The organism is Brenneria nigrifluens DSM 30175 = ATCC 13028, assembly GCF_005484965.1.
In the GTDB taxonomy this organism is placed as follows: Bacteria; Pseudomonadota; Gammaproteobacteria; order Enterobacterales; family Enterobacteriaceae; genus Brenneria; species Brenneria nigrifluens.
The window spans coordinates 807051-833850 of sequence record NZ_CP034036.1 but is presented as its reverse complement, the minus strand read 5'-3'; the positions used below and the strand labels follow the sequence as shown (position 1 = coordinate 833850).

The following is a 26800-nucleotide window of genomic DNA, read 5'->3' as shown; positions in this document are numbered from 1 at the left end:
TGATATACCCGTCATACTTCAAGCATGACGGCTAAAGAGGTGGGACGACGCTTAGCCGTCGACCTGATCCAGCGTCGGGTAGTCGGTATACCCGGTGCTGTCGGCACTGTAGATGGTGGCGCTATTCAGGGCGTTTAACGGCGCGTTGAGTCGGAAACGCTCCACCAGATCCGGATTGGCGATATAAAGCCGCCCGAAAGACACCGCATCCGCTTCGCCATCGGCAATCAGCCGCTCGGCGGACTCGCGCGTCAACCCATCGTTGGCAATCAGCGTGCCGCTAAAACGTTGGCGGATCAACGGAAGAATGCGCACCGGCGTCGTCAGCGCCTCACGCACGAAGATAAACGCCAGATGACGCTCGTTCAGCTGTTCGGCCACGTAGCCGAACAGCGCCTGCGGGTTGGAATCCTGTACGGAATGGGTGTCGGACATGGTATTCAGATGCACACCTATCCGCTCCGCCGGCCACACCTCCAGTATGGCGTCCACCGTTTCCAGCAGAAAACGGGCGCGGTTGGCGATGGAGCCGCCGTATTGATCCGTCCGCTTATTGGAACCGTCGTGCAGGAACTGATCGAACAGATAGCCGTTGGCGGCATGGATTTCCACCCCGTCAAAACCGGCGCGTTTGGCATTTTCCGCCGCCTGACGGAAATCCGCCACCAGTCCGGCTATTTCCTCCGTTTCCAGCGCGCGCGGCACCACGTAAGGCTTATACGGACGGATCGTAGCCACATGGCCTTCCGGCGCAATGGCGCTGGGCGCGACCGGCAGTTCGCCATCCAGATAAAGCGGATCGGAAATGCGCCCGACGTGCCAGAGCTGGATAACCACTTTTCCGCCGGCCTGATGCACCGCGTCATTAATCTTTTTCCAGCTTGCGATCTGTTCTTCCGACCAGATGCCCGGCGTATTGGGGTAGCCCACCCCTTGCGGCGTTACCGCGGTGGCTTCGGTCAAAATCAGACCGGCGCTGGCCCGCTGAACGTAGTATTCCAGCGACAACGCGCTGGGAATACGCTGTTCGAAGGCATGCATACGGGTGAGCGGCGCCATAACAATACGATTGGATAATGGAATGGCGCCTATCTTGATCGGATCAAATAAACTTGGCATGGCATTTTCCTTACGGCTTAACCCAGATGAGTGATCAGAGACCTTATCGATAATACGCGGCGTTAACCCGTCATATAATGAGCAAATACGCCGGGGAAGGCACGCCATTGCGTGCGGGATCGTCATACGATTAGGCTCTAACCCAGTAACGGAAGGTTATATATGCGGAGCGTTCGGCGCAGCGGGGAAAGTAAAAAGAGGCCTGACGGCCTCTGAGATTATTGATTATAGAGTTTGGTGCTATGACCCCCTCCCGGCCTCCCCCTTGTCAGGGGAGGCCGGGAAGAGAAAAACTACCGTGGTTTACACCGCCGTCTGGAAAATCACCCCGTCCGCTTTATCGGTATAGTGATCCAGACGGTCGAAGTTCAGATAGCGGTAGGTATCCAGCGCGGTTTTATCCACCTGCTCCATATAAGCCTGGTATTCCCCAGGCGTCGGCAGACGGCCCAGCAGCGAAGCCACCGCCGCCAACTCCGCGGAAGCCAGATAAACATTGGCGCCGGTGCCCAAGCGGTTCGGGAAGTTACGCGTAGAGGTGGAAACCACCGTTGACCCGTCCGCCACGCGCGCCTGATTGCCCATACACAGCGAACAGCCGGGGATCTCGATACGCGCCCCGCTCTTGCCGAACACGCTGTAGTATCCCTCTTCGGTCAACTGCGCGGCGTCCATTTTGGTCGGCGGCGCCACCCACAGGCGGGTAGGCAACTGGCCTTTGTGACTATCCAGCAGCTTACCGGCGGCGCGGAAGTGGCCGATATTGGTCATACAGGAACCGATAAACACCTCGTCGATCTTCTCGCCGGCCACGTCGGACAGCCAGCGGGCGTCATCCGGATCGTTCGGCGCGCAGAGGATCGGCTCTTTAATTTCCGCCAGATCGATATCGATCACTGCGGCGTATTCGGCATCCGCGTCGGATTCAAGCAGTTGCGGATCGGCCAGCCATTTCTCCATCCCCTGAATACGGCGCTCCAGCGTACGGCGATCGCCGTACCCCTCCGAGATCATCCATTTCAGCAGCACGATATTGGAGTTCAGATACTCGATAATCGGCGCTTTATCCAGCTTGATGGTACAGCCGGCGGCGGAACGCTCCGCCGAGGCGTCGGTCAGTTCGAACGCCTGCTCCACCTTCAGATCCGGCAACCCTTCGATTTCCAGAATACGGCCGGAGAAAATATTCTTTTTGCCTTTCTTCTCGACGGTCAGCAGCCCTTGCTTAATCGCATACAGCGGAATGGCATGCACCAGGTCGCGCAGGGTGATGCCCGGCTGCATTTTGCCTTTAAAACGCACCAGCACGGATTCCGGCATATCCAGCGGCATTACGCCGGTCGCCGCCGCAAACGCCACCAGCCCGGAACCGGCCGGGAAGGAGATGCCGATGGGGAAACGGGTATGGGAATCGCCGCCGGTGCCGACGGTATCCGGCAGCAGCATACGGTTGAGCCAGGAGTGGATCACCCCGTCCCCCGGACGCAGCGATACCCCGCCGCGGTTCATAATGAAATCCGGCAGCGTATGATGGGTGGTGACGTCCACCGGCTTCGGATAGGCGGCGGTGTGGCAGAATGACTGCATCACCAGATCGGCGGAGAAACCGAGGCAGGCCAGATCCTTCAGCTCATCACGGGTCATCGGCCCGGTGGTGTCCTGGGAGCCGACCGAGGTCATTTTCGGTTCGCAATATTCATTCGGACGAATACCGGCAACGCCGCAGGCGCGCCCCACCATTTTCTGCGCCAGCGAGAAGCCTTTATCGCTGTCGGCCACGGCTTTGGCGATGCGGAACACAGAGCTCGGCGGCATCCCCAGCGATTCACGCGCTTTTGAGGTCAGCCCTCGGCCGATAATCAGCGGAATACGGCCGCCGGCGCGCACTTCATCCAGCAGCACGTCGGTTTTCAGCGCAAAGGTCGCCAATATATCGCCGTTATCATGGCGACGAACCTCGCCCTCGTACGGATAGATATCAATCACATCGCCCATGTTCAGGTCGTTGACGTCCACCTCAATCGGCAGCGCGCCGGCATCTTCCATGGTATTGAAGAAGATAGGGGCGATTTTACCGCCCAGCACCACCCCGCCGCCGCGCTTGTTGGGCACATGAGGAATGTCGTCGCCCATAAACCACAACACGGAGTTGGTGGCGGACTTGCGGGAAGAGCCGGTGCCGACCACATCGCCGACATAGGCCAGCGGGAAGCCTTTCTTGTTCAGCGCTTCAATCTGTTTGATCGGCCCGACCACGCCGGGCTGATCGGGTTCGATGCCTTCGCGGGCGTTTTTCAGCATCGCCAGCGCATGCAGAGGAATATCCGGACGCGACCAGGCATCGGGCGCGGGAGAGAGGTCATCGGTGTTGGTTTCGCCGGTCACCTTGAATACGGTAACGGTAATTTTTTCCGCCAGCGCGGGACGAGAGAGGAACCACTCGGCGTCGGCCCAGGATTGAATAACCTGTTTGGCATGGACATTACCGGCTTTGGCCTTTTCTTCCACGTCATAAAAGTTATCAAACATCAACAGCGTGTGAGACAGCGCTTTTGCCGCGATCGACGCCAGATCTTTATTGTCCAGCGCATCAATCAACGGGTGAATATTATAACCGCCCTGCATGGTGCCCAGCAGCTCAACGGCTTTGTCAGGATCGATCAGCGGGGAAGAGGCCTCGCCTTTGGCAATGGCCGCCAGAAAGCCGGCTTTAACGTATGCGGCTTCATCAACGCCAGGGGGAACGCGGTTAATCAGTAGATCCAGTAAAACGTGCTCTTCACCAGCCGGCGGATGTTTCAATGACTCAACCAGCGCCGCCATCTGTGTGGCGTCTAACGGCTTGGGAACAATCCCCTGTGCAGCCCGCTCGGCTACGTGCTTACGATATTCTTCTAGCACGACTTTCTCCTCGCTCTCATTGTCTTCATTATGCCCGGTGCCCCTGTGCCTGCTTCTAATGTCCATGCCACTATTCCGGCACGGGATGTAAGGTAAGAGAGTGCCGGTTCAGCGCCGTTAGCATAACAGAATTTGCAGCGCCTGTTAATTTGTTTACAAGGCGGCAACATTAAGAGATCGTTTCTTTCACTTCGTTGGTGAACGAGTATCCCATTCATCGCGATCGCAGGCATTTTACGGCGATGATGCGGCGCGGGCGCGTTGTCGGCAATGCGCCATTGTATACGAGACATAATGTCTGCGACAACGCGCCGACGTTTTCAGAGAGAAAGTCCGCTATACGCCGAGCGCCCGCGCCAGAAACGCCTGACACCGATCCAACTGACCGCAGTCGATATACTCGTCCGCCTTATGGGCCTGTGCAATCGATCCTGGTCCGCAGACGACGGACGGGATCCCCGCCTGTTGAAACAATCCGGCCTCGGTGCCGAACGCCAGCGCGTGAAATCCGGGCTGTTCCGCCGCCGCCGCGCAGCGGTGTTTCAGCGCATCCAGCGACGCATCGTCCCGCAAACCAGGATAGGCCGACAGCGCCTCAAGCTGAATGTTCGCGTCGCCGGCGACCCGCCGCATCTGCGGCATGATTTGCCGGCGGGCGAAATGACCCAGCTCATCCGCCAGCAGATGGTGATCGCTGCCCGGCAGCGGACGGATTTCAAAATCGAATTCGCAGCGGTCCGGCACCACGTTGACCACCGCGCCGCCGCGCACCGTTCCCGTCTGTACCGTCGACCAGGCCGGCTCGTAGCGCGTATCGCTTACGCCCTCTTGCCAGTCGCGCCCACGCTGACGCAGAAACATTATCAGTTCGGCGGCGTATTCGATGGCGTTCACTCCCTGTTGCGGCTGGGAAGAGTGCGCCGCCTGACCGAGCACGGTGCAGCGCCAGGCGCTTTTCCCTTTATGCGCGGTGGCGATGCGCATCATGGTCGGTTCGCCGATGATGCATCCCGTCGGGCGCACGGCGTCCCGCGCCAGTTGATCCAGCAGGCCGCGCACGCCGACGCAGCCGATCTCTTCGTCATAGCTGATGGCGATATGTATCGGCCGGGCGTCGGCGCCGCGCGTACCCTGCACAAAACGCGGCGCCAGCGCCAGTACGCAGGCGATAAACCCTTTCATATCCGCCGTTCCGCGCCCATAGAGACGATCGCCGCGCCGCGTTAGCGTGAACGGATCGCTGCTCCACGGCTGTCCCGCCACCGGCACCACATCCGAGTGGCCGGAAAGGCAGATCCCGCCCCGATCCTGCGGCCCGATGGTGGCGTAGAGATTCGCCCGCTGGCCGTCGGAGCTGTACACCCGGCGCGCGCTAACGCCGTGACCGGCCAGATAGTCCTCCACATAGTCAATCAGCGCCAGATTGGACTGACGGCTGAGAGTAGGAAAAGCAATCAGTTCGGACAGGATACCAATGGCGGCAGTCATAGCGGGCTATCCTCAGGACTTTACGGCGATGACGTCGATTTCCACCCACCACTCCGGACGCGCCAGCCCGGCGATCGTCAACCCGGTCGACACCGGAAAGACCCCTTTCAGCCAGCGCCCCATGATGTTGTAAACCGTTTCACGGTAGCGGATGTCCGTCAGGTAGACGGTGATTTTACAGATATCCTCCAGCTTGCTGCCGGACTCTTCGAGCAGCATCTTGATATTTGACATCGCCTGCTCGGTCTGGGCCGCGACATCGCCTATCCCGACTGACTCCCGGGTATCCAGATTCTGGCCGATTTGTCCGCGCAGAAAGACCATATTGCCGGCTACCACCGCCTGACAGAGATCGTTGTCCAGATTTTGTTCGGGGTAGGTTTTTTTGGTGTTGAACGAACGAATACGCGTATGCGCCATAGTCTATTTCTCCTGGTAAAGCCGTTTTTTAAACGAGCGGGTTTGCGGCAGAGCTTGTCCATGCCGATGGGTTGGCAAGGTTCACTTTTAAATTAATTGCGTCTTAGGCTAAAAACTGTTTCAGTTCCGCACTTTGCGGATTATCGAAAATCTCCTGCGGCGGGCCGACCTCATGGACTTTTCCCTGATGCATAAACACCACGCGGTCGCTCACCTTGCGGGCGAAACTCATCTCATGGGTCACCATAATGATGGTCATGCCCTCCTCGGCCAGCTTTTCAACCACCTGTAGCACTTCGCCCACCAGTTCCGGGTCGAGCGCCGACGTGATCTCATCGCACAGCAGAACCTCCGGGTTCATCGCCAGCGCTCTGGCAATCGCCACGCGCTGCTGCTGTCCGCCGGACAGGCTGTCCGGCCAACTGTCGAACTTTTCCGCCAGCCCGACGCGTTGCAACAGCAGGCGGGCGGCGCGTTCCGCTTCGTCCTTTGGCATTTTCTTCACCAGCGACGGCGCCAGCATAATATTTCGCCCCACGGTGAGATGAGGAAACAGGTTAAAACTCTGGAATATCATACCGACGTCCTGGCGCAGTTCACGCATGGCGGTTTCATCGTCGTATTGGACCTGTTGACCGTCCACGCGCAGTTCCCCCTGCTGGAAAGACTCCAGACCGTTGATGCAGCGCAGCAGCGTACTCTTGCCCGAACCGCTTTTGCCGATGATGCACACCACCTCCTGACGTTTTATCTGCAAATCGATGCCCTTCAGCACTTCATTGTCGCCAAAACGCTTATGCAGACCGCAAATGTCGACCAGCGCAAAGTCGCTGGCAAGCTGGGCAGAATTAGTCATGACCGGTTGATCCCCGCGTTAAATGCTTTTCCAGATGTCGGCTCCACAGCGACAACGGAAAGCACAGGATGAAATATAAGAGCGCCACGCTGCCATAAACCAAAAACGGCGCGAAGGTGGCATTGGAAATAATCTGTCCCGAACGGGTCAATTCGACAAAACCGATCACCGAGGCCAGCGCGGTGGCTTTCACCGCCTGCACCATAAACCCCACCGTCGGCGCGATGGCCAGACGCATCGCCTGAGGCAGTATCACATAGCGTAACTGTTCGCCGAATGAGAGCGCCAGACTGGCGGCGGCCTCCCACTGCTGACGCGGAATAGCCGCAACGCTGCCGCGCCAGATTTCGGTGAGAAACGCGCTGGCGTATAGCGTCAGGCATAGGCTGGCGGCGAACAACGGCGCGGTTTCGATGCCGAGCAGTCCCAGTCCGAAGTAGGTCAGAAAGAGCTGCATCAACAGCGGCGTGCCCTGAAACAGATTGACGTATGCCGCAACCAGACGCTGCGACCAGACGCCGCCGGACAAACGCAACACCAGCAGAATGCCGCCGACGATGCCGCCGCCGATAAAGGCGATGACCGACAGCCCCACCGTCCAGCGCAGCGCCAGCAGCAGATTACGGTAGATATCCCACAGTGAAAAATCACTCATTATCGTTTTCCTGATATCAACGATTGAAAATACGCCGGGCGCATTTTTTAACGCCGCTGAGCGACGGCCCGGAAGGGCGGCCCGTCATAAAAATAAAGCGCGGCCCCACCCAGTTCAGAAAGCGGCGCATCGCGATAGCGAGCAGCAGATAGATCGCCGCCGCAATGATGTAGGATTCAAAATTGCGAAACGAGCGGCTGGCGATCAGATTGGCGCTGTACGATAGCTCTTCGGTGGAGATCTGGCTGCACACCGCCGACCCCAGCATGATGATAATCACCTGGCTTACCAGCGACGGCCAGACGCGGGACAGCGACGGCGGCAGCACGACGCGGGTGAAAATCTGCCAGCGGCTGAGCGCCAGGCTCTTCGCCGCCTCAATCTGGCCGCGCGGCGTCGTTTCGATCCCCGCCCGCACGATTTCGGCGGCGTAAGCGCCGAGGTTGAGGATCAGCGACGCCACGCTGGCGGTCAGCGCCGATAGCTGCACGCCGGCGGCCGGCAGCCCGAAGAAGATAAAAAACAGTTGCACGATGTAGGGCGTATTGCGAAAAAGCTCCACGTAACATCCCACCAGGAAACGCAGCCAGGCCGCTCCCCTGGCCCGGCCCCAGCCGCAGGCGATGCCAAGCAGCAGGCCGAACAGCGTCGCGATCAGCGCCATCGCCAACGTGGTTATCGTTCCGGTTAATAACAGCGGCCACTGTTGCAGTACCGTAGCAAAATCAAACATCATCAGGCGTTTTCCCCCGCGTTGGGCGCAGTGCCAGTATATCGTCAAGGTTAGGCAGAGTTTCCGCCCCCCACAGCCGGTCGAGCAAGTTCTGCGTCTGCGCGGCGCCCATCACCCGGCCGGCGCAGCGGCGAAACTTGTCGCTCAGTTCCTCATCGCTCAGCGGCCGGACGGACGTTCCCCGGGCTTGTGCGGTAAACCGCTCGTATTTCGTCCCATCCGCCATTTCCAGCGTGACCGCCGCGCCCTCCGGCGCCCGCCGCAACAGTTCAGCGTCGCGCCAGCGCGGGCCGGTGGTCATCGCCACTTTTTCCATCAGCTGCGCCAGCGCAGGACTGCGCACAGTCTCTTCGTTGAGGCAATCCAGCGTCAGTTCGCCGCAAGAGAGCGACGCGGCGATGGCGAACGGCAAACTGAACTGCGCCTGCTGAACGGAAAGCGGCTGCGGGTAGATCAGATTGGCCGCAACCAGCGGCGGCACATCGCAGACGATGCGCACGACATCGTTCGTATCGAGCATCCGCTCGTGGATTAGCTCCATCACGCCGTCCACCGCCGCATGGGAAGACAGGCACACCGGCAGACGTTTGACGTCGATGCCCGGGTTCAGCAGGCACCAGTTATCGCCCGCCTCCAGCCGTTCCCGCGTAAAACGACCTGCGTTGCACAGCGCGGCCAGCCCGTACGGATGTTCGACGGCATCGGTCGGCCCGCTGGCGCCCTGCCCGGCCAACAGCGCGGCGATCACGCCCGCCTCGCTAGCGCGCCCGGCCAGCAGCGGCTTGGCGTCGCTGCCGAATACGCTTTTCATCCCGCCGGTTCCGGCGATAGCCAACCCCAACGCCTGTGCGGTCGCGGACGCATCCAGCTCCAGCAGTCTGGCCGCGGCCGCGCAGGCGCCCACCGCCCCCAGCACGCCAGTGGTCCACCAACCGCGCTCATACAGCGTCGTTCCCAGCGCCTGCGCCAGCCGGTACTGGCATTCCGAACCGGCCGCCAGCGCGGTTATCAGCGCCGCGCCGCTGGCGCAACGGGACTGCGCCAGCGCCAGCGCCGCCGGTACAATCACCGCCGAGCCGTGCGCAAACCCGGCGTAGCAATTATCGTCAAAATCGAGGGCATGGGCCGCCGTGGCATTGACAAACGCCGCCGCCGGCGCGGCCATGTCGACATTGCATCCTACGGCTTCCGACCGGCCGAAGGCGGCGCTCTGCTCCGCCACCGCGCGCGCCAGCCCGGCAACGCGGGTCTCCGAGCCAGCCAGCATAACCCCCAGCGTATCCACCAGGCAGCGCTGCGCCACCCGGCGCACCGGTTCGGGGATCGCCTCCGGCGTCAGGGCCGCCAGCCAATCGGCCAATAGCCGGGTCGCGCGTTTCTCCGTCATGCCCACCTCTCCAGCCCGACCGTCATCATTCCGGCAGCTCGCCAGCCGGCGCGCCCAGCCACTTCTGCGCAATAGCGTCCAGCGTACCGTCCGCCTTGGCGGCGCGCAGGATCTGGTTCACCCTGGCGACCAGCTCCGGCTGGTTTTTCGGCATCCCGACATAGCATGGCGAATTGGACAGAATGACCTTCAGCTCCAGATCGATATTGGGGTTTTTCTGTTTCATGGCGCCCGCCACCGTGGTGCCGATCGCCACCAGTTCGGTCTGGCCGGACAGGAAAGCGGAGATGGTGCTATTGTTGTCCTCGAAGCGGCGGATGACGGCCTTCGGCGCCATGGTGGTCAACTCTTCGTCCTGCATGGAACCGCGGGTCACCGCCACGGTTTTGCCCGCCAGTTCGTCGGTGGTGGTCGCCTTGACCTTACCGCTGCCGAACACCGCGTCAAAGAAAGGCGCATAGGCGATACTGTAGTCGATCACTTTGGCGCGCTCTTCCGTTTTCCCCAGCGAGGAGATGGTCATATCCGCCTTGCCGGTTTGCAGGTAGGGTACGCGGTTGGGACCGGTCACCGGGATCAGCGTCACCCTGACGCCCATCTTTTCGCCGATCAGGCGGGCGATATCGATATCCACCCCCTGCGGCTGCATATCGCTGCCGACGTAGCCATAGGGCGGATAGTCCACAGGTACGGCCACACGTAAATTCTTCTGACTCATAATGCTATCGAGAACGCTGGCGGCATTGGCCGTCATTACCGCAAACGCCGCTACGACGCCGACGAGCGCGGACAACAATGTATGTCTTTTCATGGCAGTTCTCCTGACTTGGCATAGTGAATAAAGGTTGGATAACGACTCATTAGTTATAAAAACCCTGGTGTTGACGCAATAATCCGCTGTTTTTGCATGCGGCGTAAAAATGGTGTCTGATTATTTATCGTGGCGAACCGTCGCGAATGCGACGTTAAAATCAGCTCGCGGACGTTTTTTTAAAATAGCCGGCGCGCACCGCCATCCCGATCAGATTGATAAAGAACCGGCAGGCGGTAATCGCCGTAATATTGTTCACATCTTTTTTAGGCGTAATTTCGACGATATCCATGCCCACCACGCGGCCCTTTTTCACCAGGCCGTGAATGAGTTTTCGCGCTTCGCCGTAGGTCACGCCGCCCAGCGCCGGGCCGTTGACCGCGGGCATAATCGTCGGGTCGATCCCATCCGCATCCATGGTGATGTAATAGTTGCCGCCGTCGGGAATACGGCTGAGGATGTCCTCTGGGCCCGCGTCATGCAGTTCATGCGCGGTGATTAGATGCGCGCCGTACGCCAGCGCCGCGTCCACCTCTTCCTGGCGGGCTGACCCATTGGCGCGCAGACCGATCTGGAAGATTTCGCCAACGTGCGCCATCTCCGACGCGCGACGGATCGGGCTGGAGTAACCGTCGGTAACGCCGTTCACCTCCTGCCGCCAGTCAAGATGCGCATCGATATGAATCAGCGTAATCGGGCCGACGCTGTCCAGCGCGCGCAGCACCGGGATCGGAATGCCGTGGTCGCCGCCGATGATCAGCGGCATGCCGCCCAGCGCCAGGATCTTGCGCACCACCGCCTCGGCGGCGTCATAATGGCGGTTCAACTCGCGCGCATCGCCGGCGATATCGCCGCAATCCACCATGCGGATCGGCTGGTTGTCCATCATCGGGCCGCCGATATCAAAGTCATAACGCTCGAAGCTGCGCAGCGCGCGATCGGTTGCCTGGCGTACCGCCGTAGGCGCATGGGTCTGATCGTTACTGACCTCATCGATCGAGTAAGCCGAACCGTAGGGAATACCCAATACGGCGATATCCACGAAGTCGAGCGTATTTAAATCCGTCACGACGTCCGAATAAAGCAGACTTTTATGACCGTGTTTCGGCGCGGTAGTCAATTCAGGTTTATAGGCAATCATTTCTCTTTTCCTGGTGGCAATAAATAATAATGCGATAAACGGCGGCTGAATTAATTCAGACTCCACCACTCGCCCATCGCCCATAATTTTTCTTCGGTACTATTTACCAAGTCTTGTACGTCCACTTTCGCGGTGGCGGCTAATAACGCCACCAATAATTCGCTGACCAGAAAAGCCGGCGTCAAGGTGTCAAAAAAAGACGTGGTTTGTTTTTTTACCAAGATGGTTTCGCTGGCGATACGCGCCAGCGGCGAACTGGCGTTATCGGTAATGGCGACGACTTTCACCTTCTGCTGCGCCAGATAACGGCTCAGCGCCACCGAACGCCTGGCATAGGGGGAAAGACTGCATACCAGCAATACGTCTTTCGGGCTGATATTATTCATCAGTGCCATAATGCCGCTTTCTCCCGCGCCTTCGATTAAATGGATATTCCCCTGAAAATAAGTGGCTACGTGAGCGAAATGAAAGGCCACCGGAAATGAAGACCGCAAACCAAGGCAATAAATCATCCGTCCCGCGGAGAGCACTTTCGCCGCTCTGACGATGGCGTCCAGCGTAGACTCCTGGCATAGATTCTGAATATAGGCCGTGGTGGTGTTGGCCAAATCCAGCACCAGCGAGCTTTCGCCCATTCTCTGTTTCATCTCGACCAGCGCAGGCACGCGCGGAGCGTACTCATGCCCCTGCCCCCGCAAGGCGGCAACGAAAATAGCGCGAATTTCATCGTAACCGGGCAGCCCGAGCCGTTTCGCCAACCGGGTCATGGTGGAAGGGGGAATGCCCGCCAGCCGCGCTTGTTCGCGCATCGACATCACAGCCACTTCCTGGGGATGATCGAGCACAAAACCGGCCGCCAGCCGTTCCTGTTTCGGCAACGATTCAAACTGCTTTTTTATTTGTTGGCACAACGCAAGATGATCCATAAATTAGCCCGTTTTTCGCTTCGCTACGTACGGGACAGAATTTGCAACAGTCATGCCAAAAACGATTCACGTCGATTCATTTGATTCAATATTTGCGGATAAATTGCGGCGTCAAAAGTTCATATTGAAATATAGCGCAATGAAAAATGATTGGAATGAATCATTTTGTGCCGAAAATAATTTAATATATCCAAACAAACCGCTTGATTGGCGGATATACGGTGAACGTTGCCTTGCACCAAAAGTAAAAAATTCCTGCCCCTCTATGGTGCAATGCCCTATGGCGGCGTCAGACTCCCTCCGGCCCGCCTTATTCTCGCCCAGAAAGCGTCTGGTCGCTTATTACCGTCATCCATTTCAATTCGATATATCGCGTATAACCTATAAAAAAGACGTATGTAACTAATTGAGCCGATTGCCGATAGTCTCCTAATGGGCAGGTTGATATCAACGCCATTGGGAGTGCATATGTCCTTTTTACGGAATGTTACAATCAGAAAGGTTTTACTGGTTATTCTCAGTCTTTTTCTACTGTTATGGGGAGGGGTGTCCTGGTTTACGCTGTCATCGCTGAATCAGGCCACCCATTATCTGACGCTCGGCAACACCCAGGTGGAGTCCTTGAATACCCTGACGAACGGCACCGATCAGGCCCTGCGCTCGGTGATCCGCATCAACCGGGCGATGACGCTGATGCAAAGCGGCAAGCTGGATGATATCGATACCACCGTATCATCGGCCGATGCCGCCTTGAAAAGCAGTCAGGAAAATCTCGAAAAATTCAAAAATCAACCGCATACCGGAATTGAACAGCGTATCGTCGATGAGGTCGTGGCGTCATGGAGCCAGCTTATCGGGCAGGGGCTACAGCCGATGATGAACGCCCTGCTGGAGAAAAGATTCGCCGAATACCGGCGGCTGTTCCGCGATGATTTTCAGGCATTGAACGAAGCGTTTATCGCCGCGGCGGGCAACTATCAGCATATCGCCTCGGATAACACGACCGTGCAGCATGTCTACACGCTGGTCGACTGGTGTAAAAAGATTCTGATTGCGGCGATGATCGCGGGCGTCGTCATTCTGTTGCTGACCGACCGTTACCTCACGGGCTATATCGTGAATCCCCTGATGCTAATCAAAGAACATTTCCGCACGCTGGCCAAAGGCCGATTGGATCATGCGCTGGAAGATTTCGGCCGTAACGATGCCGGCCAGCTGATTCCCTATCTGCGGGAAATGCAGGAAAGCCTGAAAATGACGGTGAGCACCATTCGCAACAGCGCGGACTCCATCTATCAGGGTTCGGCGGAAATCAGCGCCGGCAACAACGATCTCTCTTCACGCACCGAGCAGCAGGCGGCGGCCCTGCAACAGACCGCCGCCAGCATGGAGCAGTTGGGCACCACGGTAAAACATAATGCCGACAACGTTCACCAGGCTACCGGGCTGGCGGAAAAAGCGACGTCGGTGGCGAAACAGGGCTGGGAAATGGGGCGTGAGCTCGGTGAGATCATGGGTAGCATCGCCACCAGTTCACGTAAGATCAACGAGATCACCGGCATGATCAACAGCATCGCCTTCCAGACCAATATTCTGGCGCTGAACGCCGCCGTCGAGGCCGCGCGCGCCGGCGAACAGGGGCGCGGGTTTGCCGTGGTGGCGGGCGAAGTGCGTAATCTGGCGCAGAAAAGCGCCCAGGCGGCGAAAGAAATCGAAGGGCTGATTGCGGAATCCGTCGAACGCGTGGATGCGGGCGCCAGGCAGGTGGTTCGCACCGGCGAAGTGATGGACGGCGTCATTGCCTCCATCAAACAGGTTAACGACCTGATGGGGGAAATCGCCGCCGCCTCCGACGAACAAAGCCTGGGGATCGGTCAGGTCAGTCAGGCGGTGACGGAAATGGACGGCGTAACGCAACAGAACGCCGCTCTGGTGGAGCAGTCGGCCGCCGCGGCGGCTTCACTGGAAGAACAAGCGCGCCAGCTGATGCAGGCCGTCGCCATTTTCCAACTGGAACAGGAGCAGGAAACCGCCGGAAGATTATCAGACGCGCAGCCGGTGCCGCAGTTGGCCGCCGCGCTATCCTGAACGGCGGACACGCCGATCGGCCAGACGGCGCCGCTTAGAAGCGGGTATTCAGACTGACGAAAAAGGTTCTGCCCGGCTCGTTATAGGTGGCGGCGCCCGCGCCGGCGATATTGTTCACCCCCTGCGCGTTGCCGGCGCGGAACTGGCGCTTGTCCAGCAGATTGTCCACCCCGCCCGTCACGCTCACGTACTGGTTAAACGCATAGGTGGAGCTCAGGCCGAATAACGTATACGGGCTGAGTTCATCGCTGGCGCTGCCGGTCACGCGGTTGCCGTTATAGTCATACTTTTTGGGTTTCTGACGACCATACCAGGTGACATCCGCCAGGAAGGACAGCTGTTCCGTCGCCTGCCATTCAACCGATGAGTTCAGGGTAAACTCCGGGGTGATGGACAGGTAATCGCCGGTGGTTTTATTTTTCGATTCCAGCATCCACGTCAGATTGTTACGCCAGTTGATACTCTCCGTAACCGGAACGCTCAGGCTGCCCTCCAGCCCCTGCACCACCGCTTTCGGGATATTTCCCCACTGGAAAATATTGGCATTGGCGTAAGCGGGGTTGCTTCCCCCGACTGCCTGACCAATCGGCGACAAACCGGATTCAATCTTATTGCGATAGTCATTGTGGAAATAGGTAATGCCCGCCGTCAAACCATTGCGGTGGAACTCCAGGCCGATCTCCTTATTCAGACTGGTTTCCGCTTTCAGGTCTTCATTACCGAGCAGGTAACAGCTCTGTGAGCTGCCGCCGTAACATCCCTGACCGCGGCTATAGAGAATATAGTTAGGGTTGGTCTGATACAGATTGGGCGCCTTGTAAGCCCGGGCGATACCCAGTTTCAGGGTGTAATCCTCTCCCAGTTCCTGAGACAGGTTCAGCGACGGACTCCAGTTGGTGCCCGCCGTGCTATGGTGATCGAGACGCAGCGCCGGCGTCAGCACCGTACTCGGCGTCAGTTGAATATTATCCTCAATAAAAGCCGACGCCAGACGGGCGGATGTCTTGTCGCTACGCCCGTCGCTGCTCAGCGAACCGATGCTGCCGGCTTCGGTGGTGGTCTGCGTATTCGACACCGGATCCTTCATTTTCTGCTCGTTCCACTCTAAACCGATGGTCGCCACCTGATCGAACAGAGCATTAAACGGAATATTGACTTCATTATGCGCGATGAAACTATCCAGTTTGATGGTGCTAAAAGCATTAGGCGAAGAGAAAATCCCCTCCGTACCGCCCGCCAATCCTTCCAGAATACGGGTATTGTGGGTGCGTTCATATTGCAGGTACGACATCGAACTGACTCCGCTGTCCCAATAGCCGCGATGCGTGACGGCAAAGTTCTGACGGTACATACGATTAGTCTCTTTGCCATAATTGCTGAGGACATTGGCATTGCTATTGGTATTTTGACTATCGCCCGCATAGATATTGCCCTGACGGCTGACGCCCGCTTCAAACTCCAGCGACTGCTGTTTGGTAATATCCCAGCGCAGCAGGCCGTTGATATCTTTATTACGCACCCCTTCCCGACCGGCGGGCAGAGAATTGATCTGATTGCCGGTACGCTCGGACTGATGCCCGTCATTGATATCTCTGGCATCGGCCTGGGTTTTATTCAGATTGCCGTACAAACGAAAGCTCAGATTATCGGTCAGGCCGCCCATCAGGCTGAAATCGGTGCGTTTGGTGGCGCCTTCCGACTTATGCTGCGGCGCGTTCAGATAGGTATTCCAACTACCGTGCAGCTCCTGCGTCGGCTGTTTGGTGATGATATTAATCACCCCGCCCGCGGCGCCGTTGCCGTAGCGCGCCGCCGCCGGGCCGCGCAGCACTTCGATGCGCTCCACCATATCGGCCGGCACCCAGTTGGTATCGCCGCGGGTATCGCGTTCGCCGCGCCAGCCATAGCGCACGGCATTGCGGCTGGAAACCGGCTTGCCGTCCACCAGAATCAGCGTATTCTCCGGCCCCATGCCGCGAATATCAATCTGACGGTTGTTCCCGCGCTGTCCGCTGGTGGAGTTCCCGGTAAGGTTCACTCCCGGCATAGTGCGGATCAATTCCGACAGATCGTTGGCCGGCGGACGCTTGGCGATATCTTCCGCGGTGATCACCGACACGCCCGGCGCCTGGCGGGTCTGCTCGGCGGCGGTGACCACGATGGTATCGGAGGAATCAGCGGCGGCCGCCGGCGAAGTCTGCCGGGTAGCGGGCGCATCGGCCCAGGTCAGGAAAGGCGTAGTCGCACAACTCAGCCCGATAAGGGTCGCCAGATAGTGGCGTGGTGGTAGTCTCATGATTAAAATCGCCCTGTAGAATCGTAATTTGAAAGACGCTGATGCTGACGCGGACTGTGGCAGGCTTTATTTATTGCCGTAAAACCGGCTCCATACTTGGTGGAGACAAGCCTGTGATATCGCGGGGGTTATCGCCCGCGCGTTGCCGGCCGCCAACGAAAAATGCTACTGAGAAGTATTTGCATTACCAAAGCGGCGCGGTCATTGTTACATTTGTTTTTCAAGGGCGGGTTTGTGCAAACAGCAAATTGTTTTGCAAAAACGGCAAAATGACCGGCGATAACCGGACAAGGTAAGAGGGGATCATGCAAAATCAGCTGCCATCGTCAAAATCGATCTATAAGAACCATATCGTGCAGCAATCCAGCCTGGTCACCAATGACTATCAACTGCTGGGATCGAGGCTGATTGACGATACGCCGGTGCTGTTCGGCAGCTTTAATGTTATCCAGTTGAACCGCGATTTGATTCTGCATACGGCCGATGTAATCAACCTGCACAATATGAAAACGCAGAGTATGCTGAACGGGGCGATAAAACTGGCTATCGTGGTAAACGGTATCGCGCATATCAGCTACGATGAAAAGCTGCTGCACCTGGGAAAGCATCATCCCGCCTCGCTGATTTCACTGACCGAACCCACGCGGTTCAGCCGCAGCGGTAAACGCGACGAATACGAACGCACCGTGTCGCTCACCTTTAGCCGGAAATGGCTGTACGGCAATCTGCTGGACAGCGTCAGCGACTGGCAGGCGATTTATGATTTCACGCAAACCCATCTCGCCACCCATTTATGGATCCCGTCGCGTCAGGCAATGGCCATTGCCTGGCAGATTCTGAACGCCGGCCCCTGTCATACCCCGCTGCAACGGCTGTATCTGGAAACCCAGTGTATGTTGCTGATTATCGAAGCGTTCGGTTCGCTCACCCGCCAGACGCAACGGGACAATACCGCCCCAGGAGTGACCTTGCGCAATCACCAACGGGTCCAACAGATCCGGGATATGCTGGAAAGCGGCGCCGCCGACCACCTCTCCATGGCTGAAATCGCCAAAAGCGTCAGCATGAGCGAAAGTACGCTACAGCGTCATTTTCGCCAGACGTTCAATATCACCGTGTTTGAATACCTGCGTAACTGCCGTTTACAACGCGCCATGCTGGCGCTGCAAAAAGATGGGATAGGCATTGCGCAGGCGGCCAGCATCGCCGGTTATAACAGCCCGGCCAACTTCGCCACCGCGCTGCGCCGCGCCTTCGGCATCACGCCGGGGCAGGTGAAGGATCGTTTCTGATACGCGCCATCACCCCCTTTAATAGCCAAAAAGAATGATTCATTCCGTTTGGCTATTAATCATCCGTCGGCCGGACGCAGTAGATTAAGGTATCTTCCACTGCTGATTTTGCTCTATTTATGACTAACGTTGCCGATTTAACCGCTGCCCTCGCCGATTACGTTACCCACAGTTCGCCAGATCGGGCGGCCATTGACGCCGCGCGTCTGGGCGTCACCGATTTTGTCGCCGCCGCCCTGCCCATTACCCAGGGCGCCATCGCCGACAGCGGGCTTCATCCGTTAAAGCAGGTATTTAGCGGCGCCGACAGCCTGACGAACAGCCTGATTCTGGGGTACGCCGGCCATGCGCTGGACTTTGATGACTATCAGCCGGCGTTTCGCGGCCATCCCGGCACCGTGATCCTGCCGGCCTTGTTCGCCCTGGCCGCTGAAAACCCCGTCATAACCGAAGCGGCGTTTCTCACCGCCTATGTTATCGGGGTGGAGGCCGCAGGACGCATCGGTCTGGCCGGCGGCTCGCGCCACTATAGCCTTGGCTATCACAACACCGCCACGCTGGGAACCATTGCGGCGGCGGCGGCGGCGGCGCGGCTGGCCGGCGCCTCCGCCACGCAGACGCGAAATATCCTCGGCCTGGCGGCGACGCAGGCCGCCGGGTTGCGCGCCCAGTTTGGTTCCGCGGCCAAACCGCTGCATGCAGGACTGGCGGCAAGAGCAGGCCTCACCGCGGTCAAACTCGGGCTGGCCGGTTTCAACGGCAATGCCCAACGGGTTGTGGAAGCCTTTCTGGCCGCGCATGGCGACCAGAAACAGCAGCCACAACTGCTCGTCGAATCCTGGGGGGCGCCGTGGCGGATCCTGTCTCCCGGCCTGGAATTCAAACGCTACCCGACCTGCGGCGGCACCCACAGCGCGGCGGAAGCGGCTTTCGCGCTCAGGGAGCAGTGGCAGGCGCAGCGGGAAAACGGCGCATCATTGGCGGATGATATAGCCGGCATCACCGTCTCTTTCCCGCCCGGCGGCGATACCGCCCCATTTATCCGTAAAGCCGCCACCGGTGTGGAAGCGCGTTTTAGTCTGGAATATGTGATTGCCGCGGCGCTGCTGGAAGGAGAACTGAAACTGGCGCGGTTTGCGGAAGGTGCGGTGGATCCGGCTATCGCCGCGCTGGCGGACAAGGTTACGCGGCTGGCGGACGATAGCACGCCGCCGGACGAACAGGATCCGGATGCCCGTTTCCATAAAGTCACCCTGTTCCTGCGCGACGGTTCAAGGCTGACCAGCCGCGTCACCCGGCGGGAAACGGCGGCGAAACCCACCGATCTCGGGGCAAAGCTGACGCAGAACATCAGCGCGTTGCCGCATCTCGATAGCCGGCAGATCCTGGCTCGCTGCGCATTGCAAAACGCGGGGGACCTGCGATATCTGCTGGAGCTGCTGATAGACACGCCGGCATAAGCCGCGCTCGCTAGCTACCCAAGCGATGAGTCAGCATAAATAATACTGTGGCGGTAAAGTGCCGCCTCAAAATCTTGTCTGGTGCTGGCGTACAGCAGGATTTCAATCTCCGGGCCTCTGTCATCGTAAAAGCAACGATAGCCGTGGTGAATATCCAACCATTCCCGCATCTGGATGCCTTTGTCAGCCAAATCCGGATTAAATTTGTAAAGCGCGGGGGAACGGCTGATGCTGGCTACGGAGCGATCAATCAGATCATCGACAAAAATTGCGGCTTGCTGCGGCCCGATAATAGCAGACTTATAAAACTCGATTTCACGTAAGCTATCAAAGGCCGTCTGCGCCAAAACCACCATTTTACTCATTGATTACGTCCCGTTATCTCCGCGCATCGCGTAGACGCTGTTTTGCTTCTTCGGGGGACATTTTGCGATCGTTGGCGATGTCGTGTTTCCCTTTCATAACGAGTTTCAACAGGGCGTTAATCTGACGCTCGCGGGCTCTTTCAGCCAGTTCGGCTTGCCGTTCCGCGGCCGTCTGCACAAAAAGCTCGGCAACTCCGTTTTTGGTGACAAAGACGCCGCCTTCAAAAAGTTCGGGATTACCTAAACCTTCCCGCGCTGTTTTTTGGGACATGGTATTAGTCATACTTAACCTCCTCACTGATACCTGATGGCGAGTGGACAGATTCCACAAACAGGCCGGTTAAATTCTGGATAATCACCGGCTAATTATTGCCTTCACTTCAGCCGGTCGCTAAGCGTGGAAATAAAACGCCAGCGAATAAAATAGTAGCAGCAGCCCTAATCGGTATCAAATTTATTATAAATTTATACCCATATGGAAAATGAACGGCACCATCGCGCTTAGGTGTCTGATGCGGACGTTGTTACTACCCGGCAACGTTCAGCCACCGATCAGGCAGGCCGCCAGCAACCAGAACGGTGCTCGTCGTGAAATGTATATCATAGTAGTCCCAAAGATAAGGCGTTGTTTTTCTTTGAGACGAAATTGTAAGACGCTGGGCGGCAAATAACCGAACCGACGCCACATTCCGCGCAACCGGCTAAAAAAAGCCGGGAGCGGCGGGCAGAACAGCCCGCCATAAAAAAATCCGGCATAATCTGCCGGATTTTGATTTTTCACCATGCGATAGACGCGGTTACTTTTTCTTGGCTTTCGGGTTCGGCAGGTCGGTGATGCTGCCTTCGAAAATCTCGGCCGCCAGACCGACGGATTCATGCAGCGTCGGGTGCGCATGGATGGTCAGGGCGATATCTTCCGCATCGCAGCCCATCTCAATCGCCAGACCGATTTCACCCAACAGCTCGCCGCCGTTGGTGCCGACAATCGCCCCGCCGATCACGCGGTGGGTCTCTTTGTCGAAAATCAGCTTGGTCATACCGTCTGAACAATCGGAAGCGATGGCGCGGCCCGATGCCGCCCACGGGAAGGTAGCCGTTTCGTAGCTGATGCCTTTCTCTTTCGCTTCTTTCTCGGTCAGCCCGACCCAGGCCACTTCCGGCTCGGTATAGGCAATGGACGGGATCACTTTCGGGTCGAAGTAGTGTTTCTTGCCGGCGATAACTTCCGCGGCGACATGGCCTTCGTGCACCCCTTTATGCGCCAGCATCGGCTGACCGACGATATCGCCGATGGCATAGATGTGCGGCACGTTGGTGCGCAGCTGCTTATCCACGCGGATAAAGCCGCGATCGTCAACCTCAACCCCGGCCTGACCGGCATCCAGCTGCTTACCGTTCGGCACGCGGCCGATGGCCACCAGCACCGCGTCATAACGCTGCGGTTCGGCGGGCGCTTTCTTACCTTCCATCGTCACGTAGATGCCGTCTTCTTTGGCTTCCACCGCGGTCACTTTGGTTTCCAGCATCAGCGTAAACTGCTTGCTGATACGCTTGGTAAACACTTTGACGATGTCTTTATCGGCGGCCGGGATCACCTGATCGAACATTTCCACCACATCGATCTGCGAACCCAGCGCATGGTACACGGTGCCCATTTCCAGACCGATAATGCCGCCGCCCATAATCAACAGGCGTTCCGGCACGCTTTTCAGCTCCAGCGCATCGGTGGAATCCCATACGCGCGGGTCATCATGGGGAATAAACGGCAGTTGGATCGGACGGGAACCCGCCGCGATAATGGCGTTGTCGAAATTGATCGTCGTTTTACCGTTTTCGCCGTCCACCACCAGCGTATTGGCGCCGGTGAATTTGCCCAGGCCGTTAACCACTTTCACCTTGCGCGCTTTCGCCATGCCGGACAGGCCGCCGGTCAGCTGGGTGATGACTTTTTCTTTCCACAGGCGAATTTTATCAATATCGGTTTTGGGTTCGCCAAACACAATGCCGTGTTCCGCCAGCGCTTTGGCTTCTTCAATCACTTTGGCGACGTGCAGCAAGGCTTTGGAAGGGATACAGCCGACGTTCAGACACACACCGCCCAGCGTGGCGTAGCGCTCCACCAGTACGGTTTCCAGGCCTAGGTCCGCAGCGCGGAATGCCGCGGAATAGCCTGCGGGGCCGGCACCAAGCACCACCACCTGAGCTTTAATTTCAGTACTCATCATGACCTCTTAATTAATTTCCGGCGGGCCTGTGACGTTATTGTTATCGAGTCTTAACGCCCTCTTCCACCGGGACGTGTCTTTGCCGCGGTAGCTTACAAAATTGTTAACAACTTTGAAACAACATGCGACTAACGATTTGTCCTTAATCACTGGTAGCCGTAGCAAATAACAGCTTATCAGAAAAAGCCGGCCGTCAGGCCGGCTTTTCGATTACATCACCAGACGGCGGATGTCAGACAACGTGTTGTTGATGATGGTAATAAAGCGTGCACCATCAGCACCGTCAATGACACGGTGGTCGAAGGACAGAGATATCGGCAGCATCAGACGCGGCGTAAACTCTTTACCGTTCCAGACCGGTTCTATCGCAGACTTGGAGACGCCCAGGATAGCCACTTCCGGCGCGTTGACAATCGGCGCGAAATGCGTGGTGCCAAGGCCGCCGATGCTGGAGATAGTGAAGCATCCCCCCTGCATTTCGCCGGCGGTCAACTTACCGTCACGGGCTTTCTTGGAGATAGTCGCCAGTTCGCGAGACAGTTCGATGATGCCTTTCTTGTTCACATCGTTGAACACAGGAACCACCAGACCGTTCGGCGTATCGACCGCCACGCCGATATTGATATATTTTTTCAGCGTCAGACGCTGGGCATCTTCGGACAGCGAACTGTTGAAACGCGGCAACTGCTCAAGGGCAGCGGCAACGGCTTTCATGATGAAAACAACCGGGGTAATCTTCACATCCAGCTTACGTTTCTCAGCCTCCGCGTTCTGCTGTTTACGGAACGTTTCCAGTTCGGTGATATCCGTTTTGTCGAAGTGCGTAACGTGCGGAATGACCACCCAGTTACGGCTCAGGTTGGCGCCGGAGATTTTCTGGATGCGGCCCAGCTCCACTTCTTCAATTTCGCCGAACTTGCTGAAATCCACTTTCGGCCAGGGCAACAGACCCGGCAGGCTACCGCCGCTAGCGGCGGCCGGAGCGGACTCGGCGCGTTTAACCGCCTCTTTCACATAGGCCTGAACGTCTTCGCGCAGGATACGACCTTTACGGCCTGTGCCTTTCACCTTCGCCAGATTGACGCCGAATTCACGGGCCAGACGGCGGATAACCGGCGTGGCGTGAACGTAAGCGTCGTTCTCGGCAAACTCGCCTTTGCCGTCAGCTTTCGCCTCCGGCGCGGCGGCTTTGGTTTCCTGCTTAGCCGGCGCCGCTTCCTGTTTGGCCGGAGCGGCTTCCGCTTTGCTTTCCTCTTGCGCCGCGGCCGGTGCGGCATCACCCGCGCCTTCCGCTTCAAACACCATAATCGGCGAGCCGGTTTTCACTTTGTCGCCGGTGTTGATTTTGATCTCTTTGACGGTGCCGGCGAACGGCGCCGGTACTTCCATGGAAGCCTTGTCGCCTTCCACGGTGATCAACGACTGCTCGGCTTCCACCTTGTCGCCCACTTTCACCAGCACTTCGGTGACTTCGACTTCGTCATCGCCGATATCCGGCACCGCAACCTCTTTGCTGGCGCTGGCCGCGGGGGCGGCCGCCGGCTTGGCTTCTTCCTGCTTCTCTTCGGCCTTGGCGGGCGCGGCATCGGCCGCGCCGTCGGCGGAATCGAAAATCATAATCAGTTTGCCGGTTTCGACTTTATCGCCCACCGCAACCTTGATCTCTTTAATCACACCGGCCTGCGGGGAAGGTACTTCCATCGAGGCCTTATCGCCCTCTACGGTGATCAGCGACTGCTCGGCTTCCACCTTGTCGCCCACCTTCACCAGCACTTCGGTGACTTCAACTTCATCTGCACCGATGTCCGGTACTTTGATTTCGATAGCCATGTAATCTTTACCTCTTATGCCAGACGCGGGTTGACTTTATCAGCATCGATATTGAATTTGGCGATGGCGTCGGCAACCACTTTCTTATCGATTTCACCACGTTTAGCCAGTTCACCCAGAGCCGCAACCACGACGTAAGACGCATCCACTTCAAAGTGGTGACGCAGATTCTCACGGCTGTCGGAACGACCGAAACCGTCAGTGCCCAGTACGCGATAATCGCTAGCCGGGATGAAGTTGCGGATTTGTTCGGCAAACAGCTTCATGTAGTCGGTTGAGGCTACGGCCGGCGCATCGCTCAATACCTGGGCCACATAGGGAACGCGCGGTTCTTCGGTCGGGTGCAGCATGTTCCAGCGCTCACAATCCTGACCGTCACGAGCCAGTTCGGTGAAGGACGTGACGCTGAAGATGTCGGAACCGATGCCGTAGTCTTTCGCCAGAATATGCGCGGCGTCACGCACATGACGCATGATGGAACCGGAACCCAGCAGTTGGACTTTTCCTTTGCCGCCTTCCACCGTTTCCAGCTTGTAGATACCCTTACGGATACCCTCTTCCGCCCCCTGCGGCATCGCCGGCATGTGGTAGTTTTCGTTCAGCGTGGTGATGTAGTAGTAGATGTTTTCCTGCGCTTCGCCGTACATACGATGCAAACCGTCATGCATGATGACGGCCACTTCGTAAGCATAGGCCGGATCGTAGGAAATACAGTTCGGGATGGTCAGCGACTGAATATGGCTGTGGCCGTCTTCGTGCTGCAAGCCTTCGCCGTTCAGCGTGGTGCGCCCGGAGGTTCCGCCGATCAGGAAGCCGCGCGCCTGCTGATCGCCGGCCGCCCAGCACAGGTCGCCGATACGTTGGAAACCGAACATCGAGTAGTAGATATAGAACGGGATCATCGGCAGATCGTTGGTGCTGTAAGAGGTTGCCGCCGCCAGCCAGGATGAACCCGCGCCCAGTTCGTTGATCCCTTCTTGCAGGATCTGACCCTTTTGGTCTTCTTTGTAGTAAGCGACCTGCTCACGGTCCTGCGGGGTGTACTGCTGGCCGTTCGGGCTGTAGATGCCGATCTGACGGAACAGACCTTCCATACCGAAGGTACGCGCTTCATCGGCGATGATCGGCACCAGGCGATCTTTGATCGACTTGTTCTTCAGCATCACGTTCAGGGCGCGCACGAAAGCGATAGTGGTGGAAATCTCTTTGTTCTGCTCTTCCAGCAGGCTGTTGAAATCTTCCAGCGTCGGCAGTTCCAGCTTTTCACTGAATTTCGGCTGACGGGACGGCAGGTAACCTTCCAGCGCCTGACGACGCTCGTGCAGGTATTTGTGTTCCGCGGAATCTTTGTCGAAAGTGAGGTACGGCAGTTTTTCGATGTTTTCATCGCTAACCGGCACATTGAAACGATCGCGGAAGTAACGTACGCCTTCCATGTTGATTTTCTTGACCTGGTGAGCGATGTTTTTCCCTTCCGCCGCGTCGCCCATACCATAACCCTTGATGGTATGCGCCAGAATAACCACCGGCTTGCCTTTGGTTTCCTGGGCTTTTTTCAGCGCGGCATAGACTTTCTTCGAGTCATGGCCGCCGCGGTTCAACGCCCAAATCTGATCGTCGGTCCAGTCTTTGACCAGCGCGGCGGTTTCCGGGTATTTACCGAAGAAGTGCTCGCGCACATAGGCGCCGTTCTTGGATTTAAAGGTCTGGTAGTCGCCGTCGACGGTTTCGTTCATCAGTTGGATCAGTTTGCCGCTGGTGTCTTTACGCAGCAGTTCGTCCCAGCGTCCGCCCCAGATAACCTTGATCACTTCCCAGCCGGCGCCGCTGAAGATGCCTTCCAGTTCGTTAATGATCTTGCCATTGCCGGTAACCGGTCCATCCAGACGTTGCAGGTTGCAGTTGATAACGAAAACCAGGTTGTCCAGTTTTTCACGGGTGGCGATGGTGATCGCGCCCTTGGATTCCGGCTCGTCCATTTCGCCGTCGCCCAGAAAGGCGTAAACGGTTTGCTTTGAGGTGTCTTTCAGGCCGCGGTGCTCAAGGTATTTCAGGAACTTAGCCTGATAGATGGCGCCAATCGGGCCTAGGCCCATGGAGACGGTGGGGAACTGCCAGAATTCCGGCATCAGTTTGGGATGCGGGTAAGAGGAGAGGCCGTTGCCGTGAACTTCTTGACGGAAGTTATTCATCTGCTCTTCGGTCAGGCGGCCTTCAAGGAAGGCGCGAGCATAGATACCGGGAGAGATATGGCCCTGGAAATACACCAGGTCGCCGCCGTCTTGCGCGTTGCGCGCACGGAAAAAGTGGTTAAAGCACACTTCATAGAAGGTGGCGGAAGACTGGAACGACGCCATGTGCCCCCCCAGATCCAGATCTTTTTTCGAAGCACGCATTACTGCCATGACTGCGTTCCAGCGAATCGCCGAGCGGATACGACTTTCCAGATCCAGGTTACCCGGATATTCAGGTTCGTCTTCCACTGCGATGGTGTTGACGTATTGGCGCGCGGCGCTGCCGGCGGCAACGCTGACCCCGCCTTTACGCGCTTCGCCCAATACCTGATCAATCAGGAACTGAGCGCGCTCAACACCCTCTTCACGGATGACCGATTCGATCGCCTGCAGCCAGTCGCGGGTTTCGATCGGATCCACGTCATTAGTTAAACGATCTGACATGGTTATTCCTTATCTTCTCTAATAAGTTGGTTTGTCGGAGCCTGTCTTCCTGTGTTCTGACTCGTCATTGGATCCGAGTAAAGCACATGAAGACAGGCTCATCATCGTAGTCGCCGTAATTCAGAGCCC

21 protein-coding genes are annotated in these 26800 nt (G+C 57.6%); 3 read left to right on the top strand and 18 right to left on the bottom strand.

Going from position 1 to position 26800, the window contains the following annotated elements:
- Positions 1-51: 51 nt before the first annotated feature.
- The 11 genes from EH206_RS03755 to EH206_RS03705 all read right to left on the bottom strand — a co-directional run bounded on the left by EH206_RS03755 (position 52) and on the right by EH206_RS03705 (position 12437).
- The gene (locus tag EH206_RS03755; protein ID WP_009111487.1) at positions 52-1119 is read right to left on the bottom strand and encodes an alkene reductase; all 1068 of its coding nucleotides are present in this window, start codon (positions 1117-1119) and stop codon (positions 52-54) included.
- A gap of 303 nt (positions 1120-1422) precedes the next feature.
- The gene (gene acnB / locus EH206_RS03750; RefSeq protein ID WP_136163858.1) at positions 1423-4020 is read right to left on the bottom strand and encodes a bifunctional aconitate hydratase 2/2-methylisocitrate dehydratase; all 2598 of its coding nucleotides are present in this window, start codon (positions 4018-4020) and stop codon (positions 1423-1425) included.
- Positions 4021-4356: 336 nt separating this feature from the next.
- Complete coding sequence (gene argE / locus EH206_RS03745; protein ID WP_009111485.1) at positions 4357-5508, bottom strand: acetylornithine deacetylase; 1152 nt, start codon at positions 5506-5508, stop codon at positions 4357-4359.
- 12 nt (positions 5509-5520) lie between these two features.
- Complete coding sequence (locus EH206_RS03740) at positions 5521-5928, bottom strand: RidA family protein (protein ID WP_009111484.1); 408 nt, start codon at positions 5926-5928, stop codon at positions 5521-5523.
- 103 nt (positions 5929-6031) lie between these two features.
- Complete coding sequence (locus EH206_RS03735; protein WP_009111483.1) at positions 6032-6784, bottom strand: amino acid ABC transporter ATP-binding protein; 753 nt, start codon at positions 6782-6784, stop codon at positions 6032-6034.
- Entirely contained in the window at positions 6777-7439 is a 663-nt protein-coding gene (locus EH206_RS03730) for an amino acid ABC transporter permease (protein ID WP_009111482.1), read from the bottom strand. The genes EH206_RS03735 and EH206_RS03730 overlap by 8 nt, the downstream gene beginning before the upstream one ends.
- Positions 7440-7455: 16 nt before the next feature.
- Complete coding sequence (locus tag EH206_RS03725) at positions 7456-8175, bottom strand: amino acid ABC transporter permease (protein ID WP_009111481.1); 720 nt, start codon at positions 8173-8175, stop codon at positions 7456-7458.
- Positions 8165-9559, bottom strand: a complete 1395-nt coding sequence (locus tag EH206_RS03720; protein WP_009111480.1) for an MmgE/PrpD family protein — start codon at positions 9557-9559, stop codon at positions 8165-8167. The genes EH206_RS03725 and EH206_RS03720 overlap by 11 nt, the downstream gene beginning before the upstream one ends.
- Before the next feature lie 25 nt (positions 9560-9584).
- A complete protein-coding gene (locus EH206_RS03715) occupies positions 9585-10370 on the bottom strand; it encodes a transporter substrate-binding domain-containing protein (RefSeq protein WP_009111479.1) in 786 nt (261 codons plus the stop codon).
- 160 nt (positions 10371-10530) lie between these two features.
- Positions 10531-11511 (bottom strand): agmatinase, encoded by a 981-nt coding sequence (locus EH206_RS03710; protein WP_009111478.1) that lies wholly within the window; start codon positions 11509-11511, stop codon positions 10531-10533.
- A 50-nt stretch (positions 11512-11561) separates the two neighbouring features.
- Positions 11562-12437, bottom strand: coding sequence for a MurR/RpiR family transcriptional regulator (locus tag EH206_RS03705; protein WP_009111477.1), 876 nt, complete (start codon positions 12435-12437; stop codon positions 11562-11564).
- 468 nt (positions 12438-12905) lie between these two features.
- Here EH206_RS03705 and EH206_RS03700 point away from each other — a divergent pair, with 468 nt between their 5' ends.
- Positions 12906-14525, top strand: a complete 1620-nt coding sequence (locus EH206_RS03700) for a methyl-accepting chemotaxis protein (protein WP_009111476.1) — start codon at positions 12906-12908, stop codon at positions 14523-14525.
- 34 nt (positions 14526-14559) lie between these two features.
- Here the strand turns inward: EH206_RS03700 and EH206_RS03695 are convergent, their stop codons facing one another.
- Entirely contained in the window at positions 14560-16821 is a 2262-nt protein-coding gene (locus EH206_RS03695; protein WP_009111475.1) for a TonB-dependent siderophore receptor, read from the bottom strand.
- 305 nt (positions 16822-17126) lie between these two features.
- On the opposite strand from EH206_RS03695, the gene EH206_RS03690 reads away from it, so the two are divergent.
- Complete coding sequence (locus EH206_RS03690; protein ID WP_009111474.1) at positions 17127-18113, top strand: helix-turn-helix transcriptional regulator; 987 nt, start codon at positions 17127-17129, stop codon at positions 18111-18113.
- Between the two features lie 119 nt (positions 18114-18232).
- Positions 18233-19573, top strand: coding sequence for an MmgE/PrpD family protein (locus EH206_RS03685; protein WP_009111473.1), 1341 nt, complete (start codon positions 18233-18235; stop codon positions 19571-19573).
- A gap of 14 nt (positions 19574-19587) precedes the next feature.
- Here EH206_RS03685 and EH206_RS03680 read toward each other — a convergent pair whose 3' ends face one another.
- The 6 genes from EH206_RS03680 to aceE form a co-directional block, all read right to left on the bottom strand.
- Positions 19588-19938 carry a type II toxin-antitoxin system RelE/ParE family toxin gene (locus EH206_RS03680; protein WP_009111472.1) on the bottom strand — a complete coding sequence of 117 codons (351 nt, stop codon included), beginning with the start codon at positions 19936-19938 and terminating at the stop codon, positions 19588-19590.
- A gap of 13 nt (positions 19939-19951) precedes the next feature.
- Positions 19952-20221, bottom strand: a complete 270-nt coding sequence (locus EH206_RS03675) for a hypothetical protein (RefSeq protein WP_009111471.1) — start codon at positions 20219-20221, stop codon at positions 19952-19954.
- A gap of 258 nt (positions 20222-20479) precedes the next feature.
- Complete coding sequence (locus EH206_RS03670; protein WP_040342874.1) at positions 20480-20722, bottom strand: hypothetical protein; 243 nt, start codon at positions 20720-20722, stop codon at positions 20480-20482.
- A 13-nt stretch (positions 20723-20735) separates the two neighbouring features.
- Entirely contained in the window at positions 20736-22160 is a 1425-nt protein-coding gene (lpdA, locus tag EH206_RS03665; RefSeq protein ID WP_009111470.1) for a dihydrolipoyl dehydrogenase, read from the bottom strand.
- Positions 22161-22373: 213 nt separating this feature from the next.
- On the bottom strand, positions 22374-23993 hold the full coding sequence (gene aceF / locus EH206_RS03660) for a dihydrolipoyllysine-residue acetyltransferase (protein WP_009111469.1): 1620 nt from the start codon (positions 23991-23993) through the stop codon (positions 22374-22376).
- A gap of 14 nt (positions 23994-24007) precedes the next feature.
- Positions 24008-26671: a pyruvate dehydrogenase (acetyl-transferring), homodimeric type gene (gene aceE / locus EH206_RS03655; protein ID WP_009111468.1), complete on the bottom strand. Its 2664-nt coding sequence runs from the start codon at positions 26669-26671 to the stop codon at positions 24008-24010.
- Between the last annotated feature and the right edge of the window lie 129 nt (positions 26672-26800).

Excerpts from the sequence above, each read along its gene's own strand:
- EH206_RS03720 (WP_009111480.1), bottom strand. The coding sequence starts at position 9,559 with ATGACGGAGAAACGCGCGACCCGGCTATTGGCCGATTGGCTGGCGGCC.
- lpdA (WP_009111470.1), bottom strand. The coding sequence starts at position 22,160 with ATGAGTACTGAAATTAAAGCTCAGGTGGTGGTGCTTGGTGCCGGCCCC.
- EH206_RS03715 (WP_009111479.1), bottom strand. The coding sequence starts at position 10,370 with ATGAAAAGACATACATTGTTGTCCGCGCTCGTCGGCGTCGTAGCGGCG.
- EH206_RS03675 (WP_009111471.1), bottom strand. The coding sequence starts at position 20,221 with ATGACTAATACCATGTCCCAAAAAACAGCGCGGGAAGGTTTAGGTAAT.
- EH206_RS03680 (WP_009111472.1), bottom strand. The coding sequence starts at position 19,938 with ATGAGTAAAATGGTGGTTTTGGCGCAGACGGCCTTTGATAGCTTACGT.
- aceF (WP_009111469.1), bottom strand. The coding sequence starts at position 23,993 with ATGGCTATCGAAATCAAAGTACCGGACATCGGTGCAGATGAAGTTGAA.
- EH206_RS03705 (WP_009111477.1), bottom strand. The coding sequence starts at position 12,437 with ATGGATCATCTTGCGTTGTGCCAACAAATAAAAAAGCAGTTTGAATCG.
- EH206_RS03690 (WP_009111474.1), top strand. The coding sequence starts at position 17,127 with ATGCAAAATCAGCTGCCATCGTCAAAATCGATCTATAAGAACCATATC.
- EH206_RS03755 (WP_009111487.1), bottom strand. The coding sequence starts at position 1,119 with ATGCCAAGTTTATTTGATCCGATCAAGATAGGCGCCATTCCATTATCC.
- argE (WP_009111485.1), bottom strand. The coding sequence starts at position 5,508 with ATGACTGCCGCCATTGGTATCCTGTCCGAACTGATTGCTTTTCCTACT.
- EH206_RS03700 (WP_009111476.1), top strand. The coding sequence starts at position 12,906 with ATGTCCTTTTTACGGAATGTTACAATCAGAAAGGTTTTACTGGTTATT.
- EH206_RS03725 (WP_009111481.1), bottom strand. The coding sequence starts at position 8,175 with ATGATGTTTGATTTTGCTACGGTACTGCAACAGTGGCCGCTGTTATTA.
- aceE (WP_009111468.1), bottom strand. The coding sequence starts at position 26,671 with ATGTCAGATCGTTTAACTAATGACGTGGATCCGATCGAAACCCGCGAC.
- EH206_RS03710 (WP_009111478.1), bottom strand. The coding sequence starts at position 11,511 with ATGATTGCCTATAAACCTGAATTGACTACCGCGCCGAAACACGGTCAT.
- EH206_RS03735 (WP_009111483.1), bottom strand. The coding sequence starts at position 6,784 with ATGACTAATTCTGCCCAGCTTGCCAGCGACTTTGCGCTGGTCGACATT.
- EH206_RS03695 (WP_009111475.1), bottom strand. The coding sequence starts at position 16,821 with ATGAGACTACCACCACGCCACTATCTGGCGACCCTTATCGGGCTGAGT.
- EH206_RS03730 (WP_009111482.1), bottom strand. The coding sequence starts at position 7,439 with ATGAGTGATTTTTCACTGTGGGATATCTACCGTAATCTGCTGCTGGCG.
- EH206_RS03685 (WP_009111473.1), top strand. The coding sequence starts at position 18,233 with ATGACTAACGTTGCCGATTTAACCGCTGCCCTCGCCGATTACGTTACC.
- EH206_RS03740 (WP_009111484.1), bottom strand. The coding sequence starts at position 5,928 with ATGGCGCATACGCGTATTCGTTCGTTCAACACCAAAAAAACCTACCCC.
- EH206_RS03670 (WP_040342874.1), bottom strand. The coding sequence starts at position 20,722 with ATGGTGAAAAATCAAAATCCGGCAGATTATGCCGGATTTTTTTATGGC.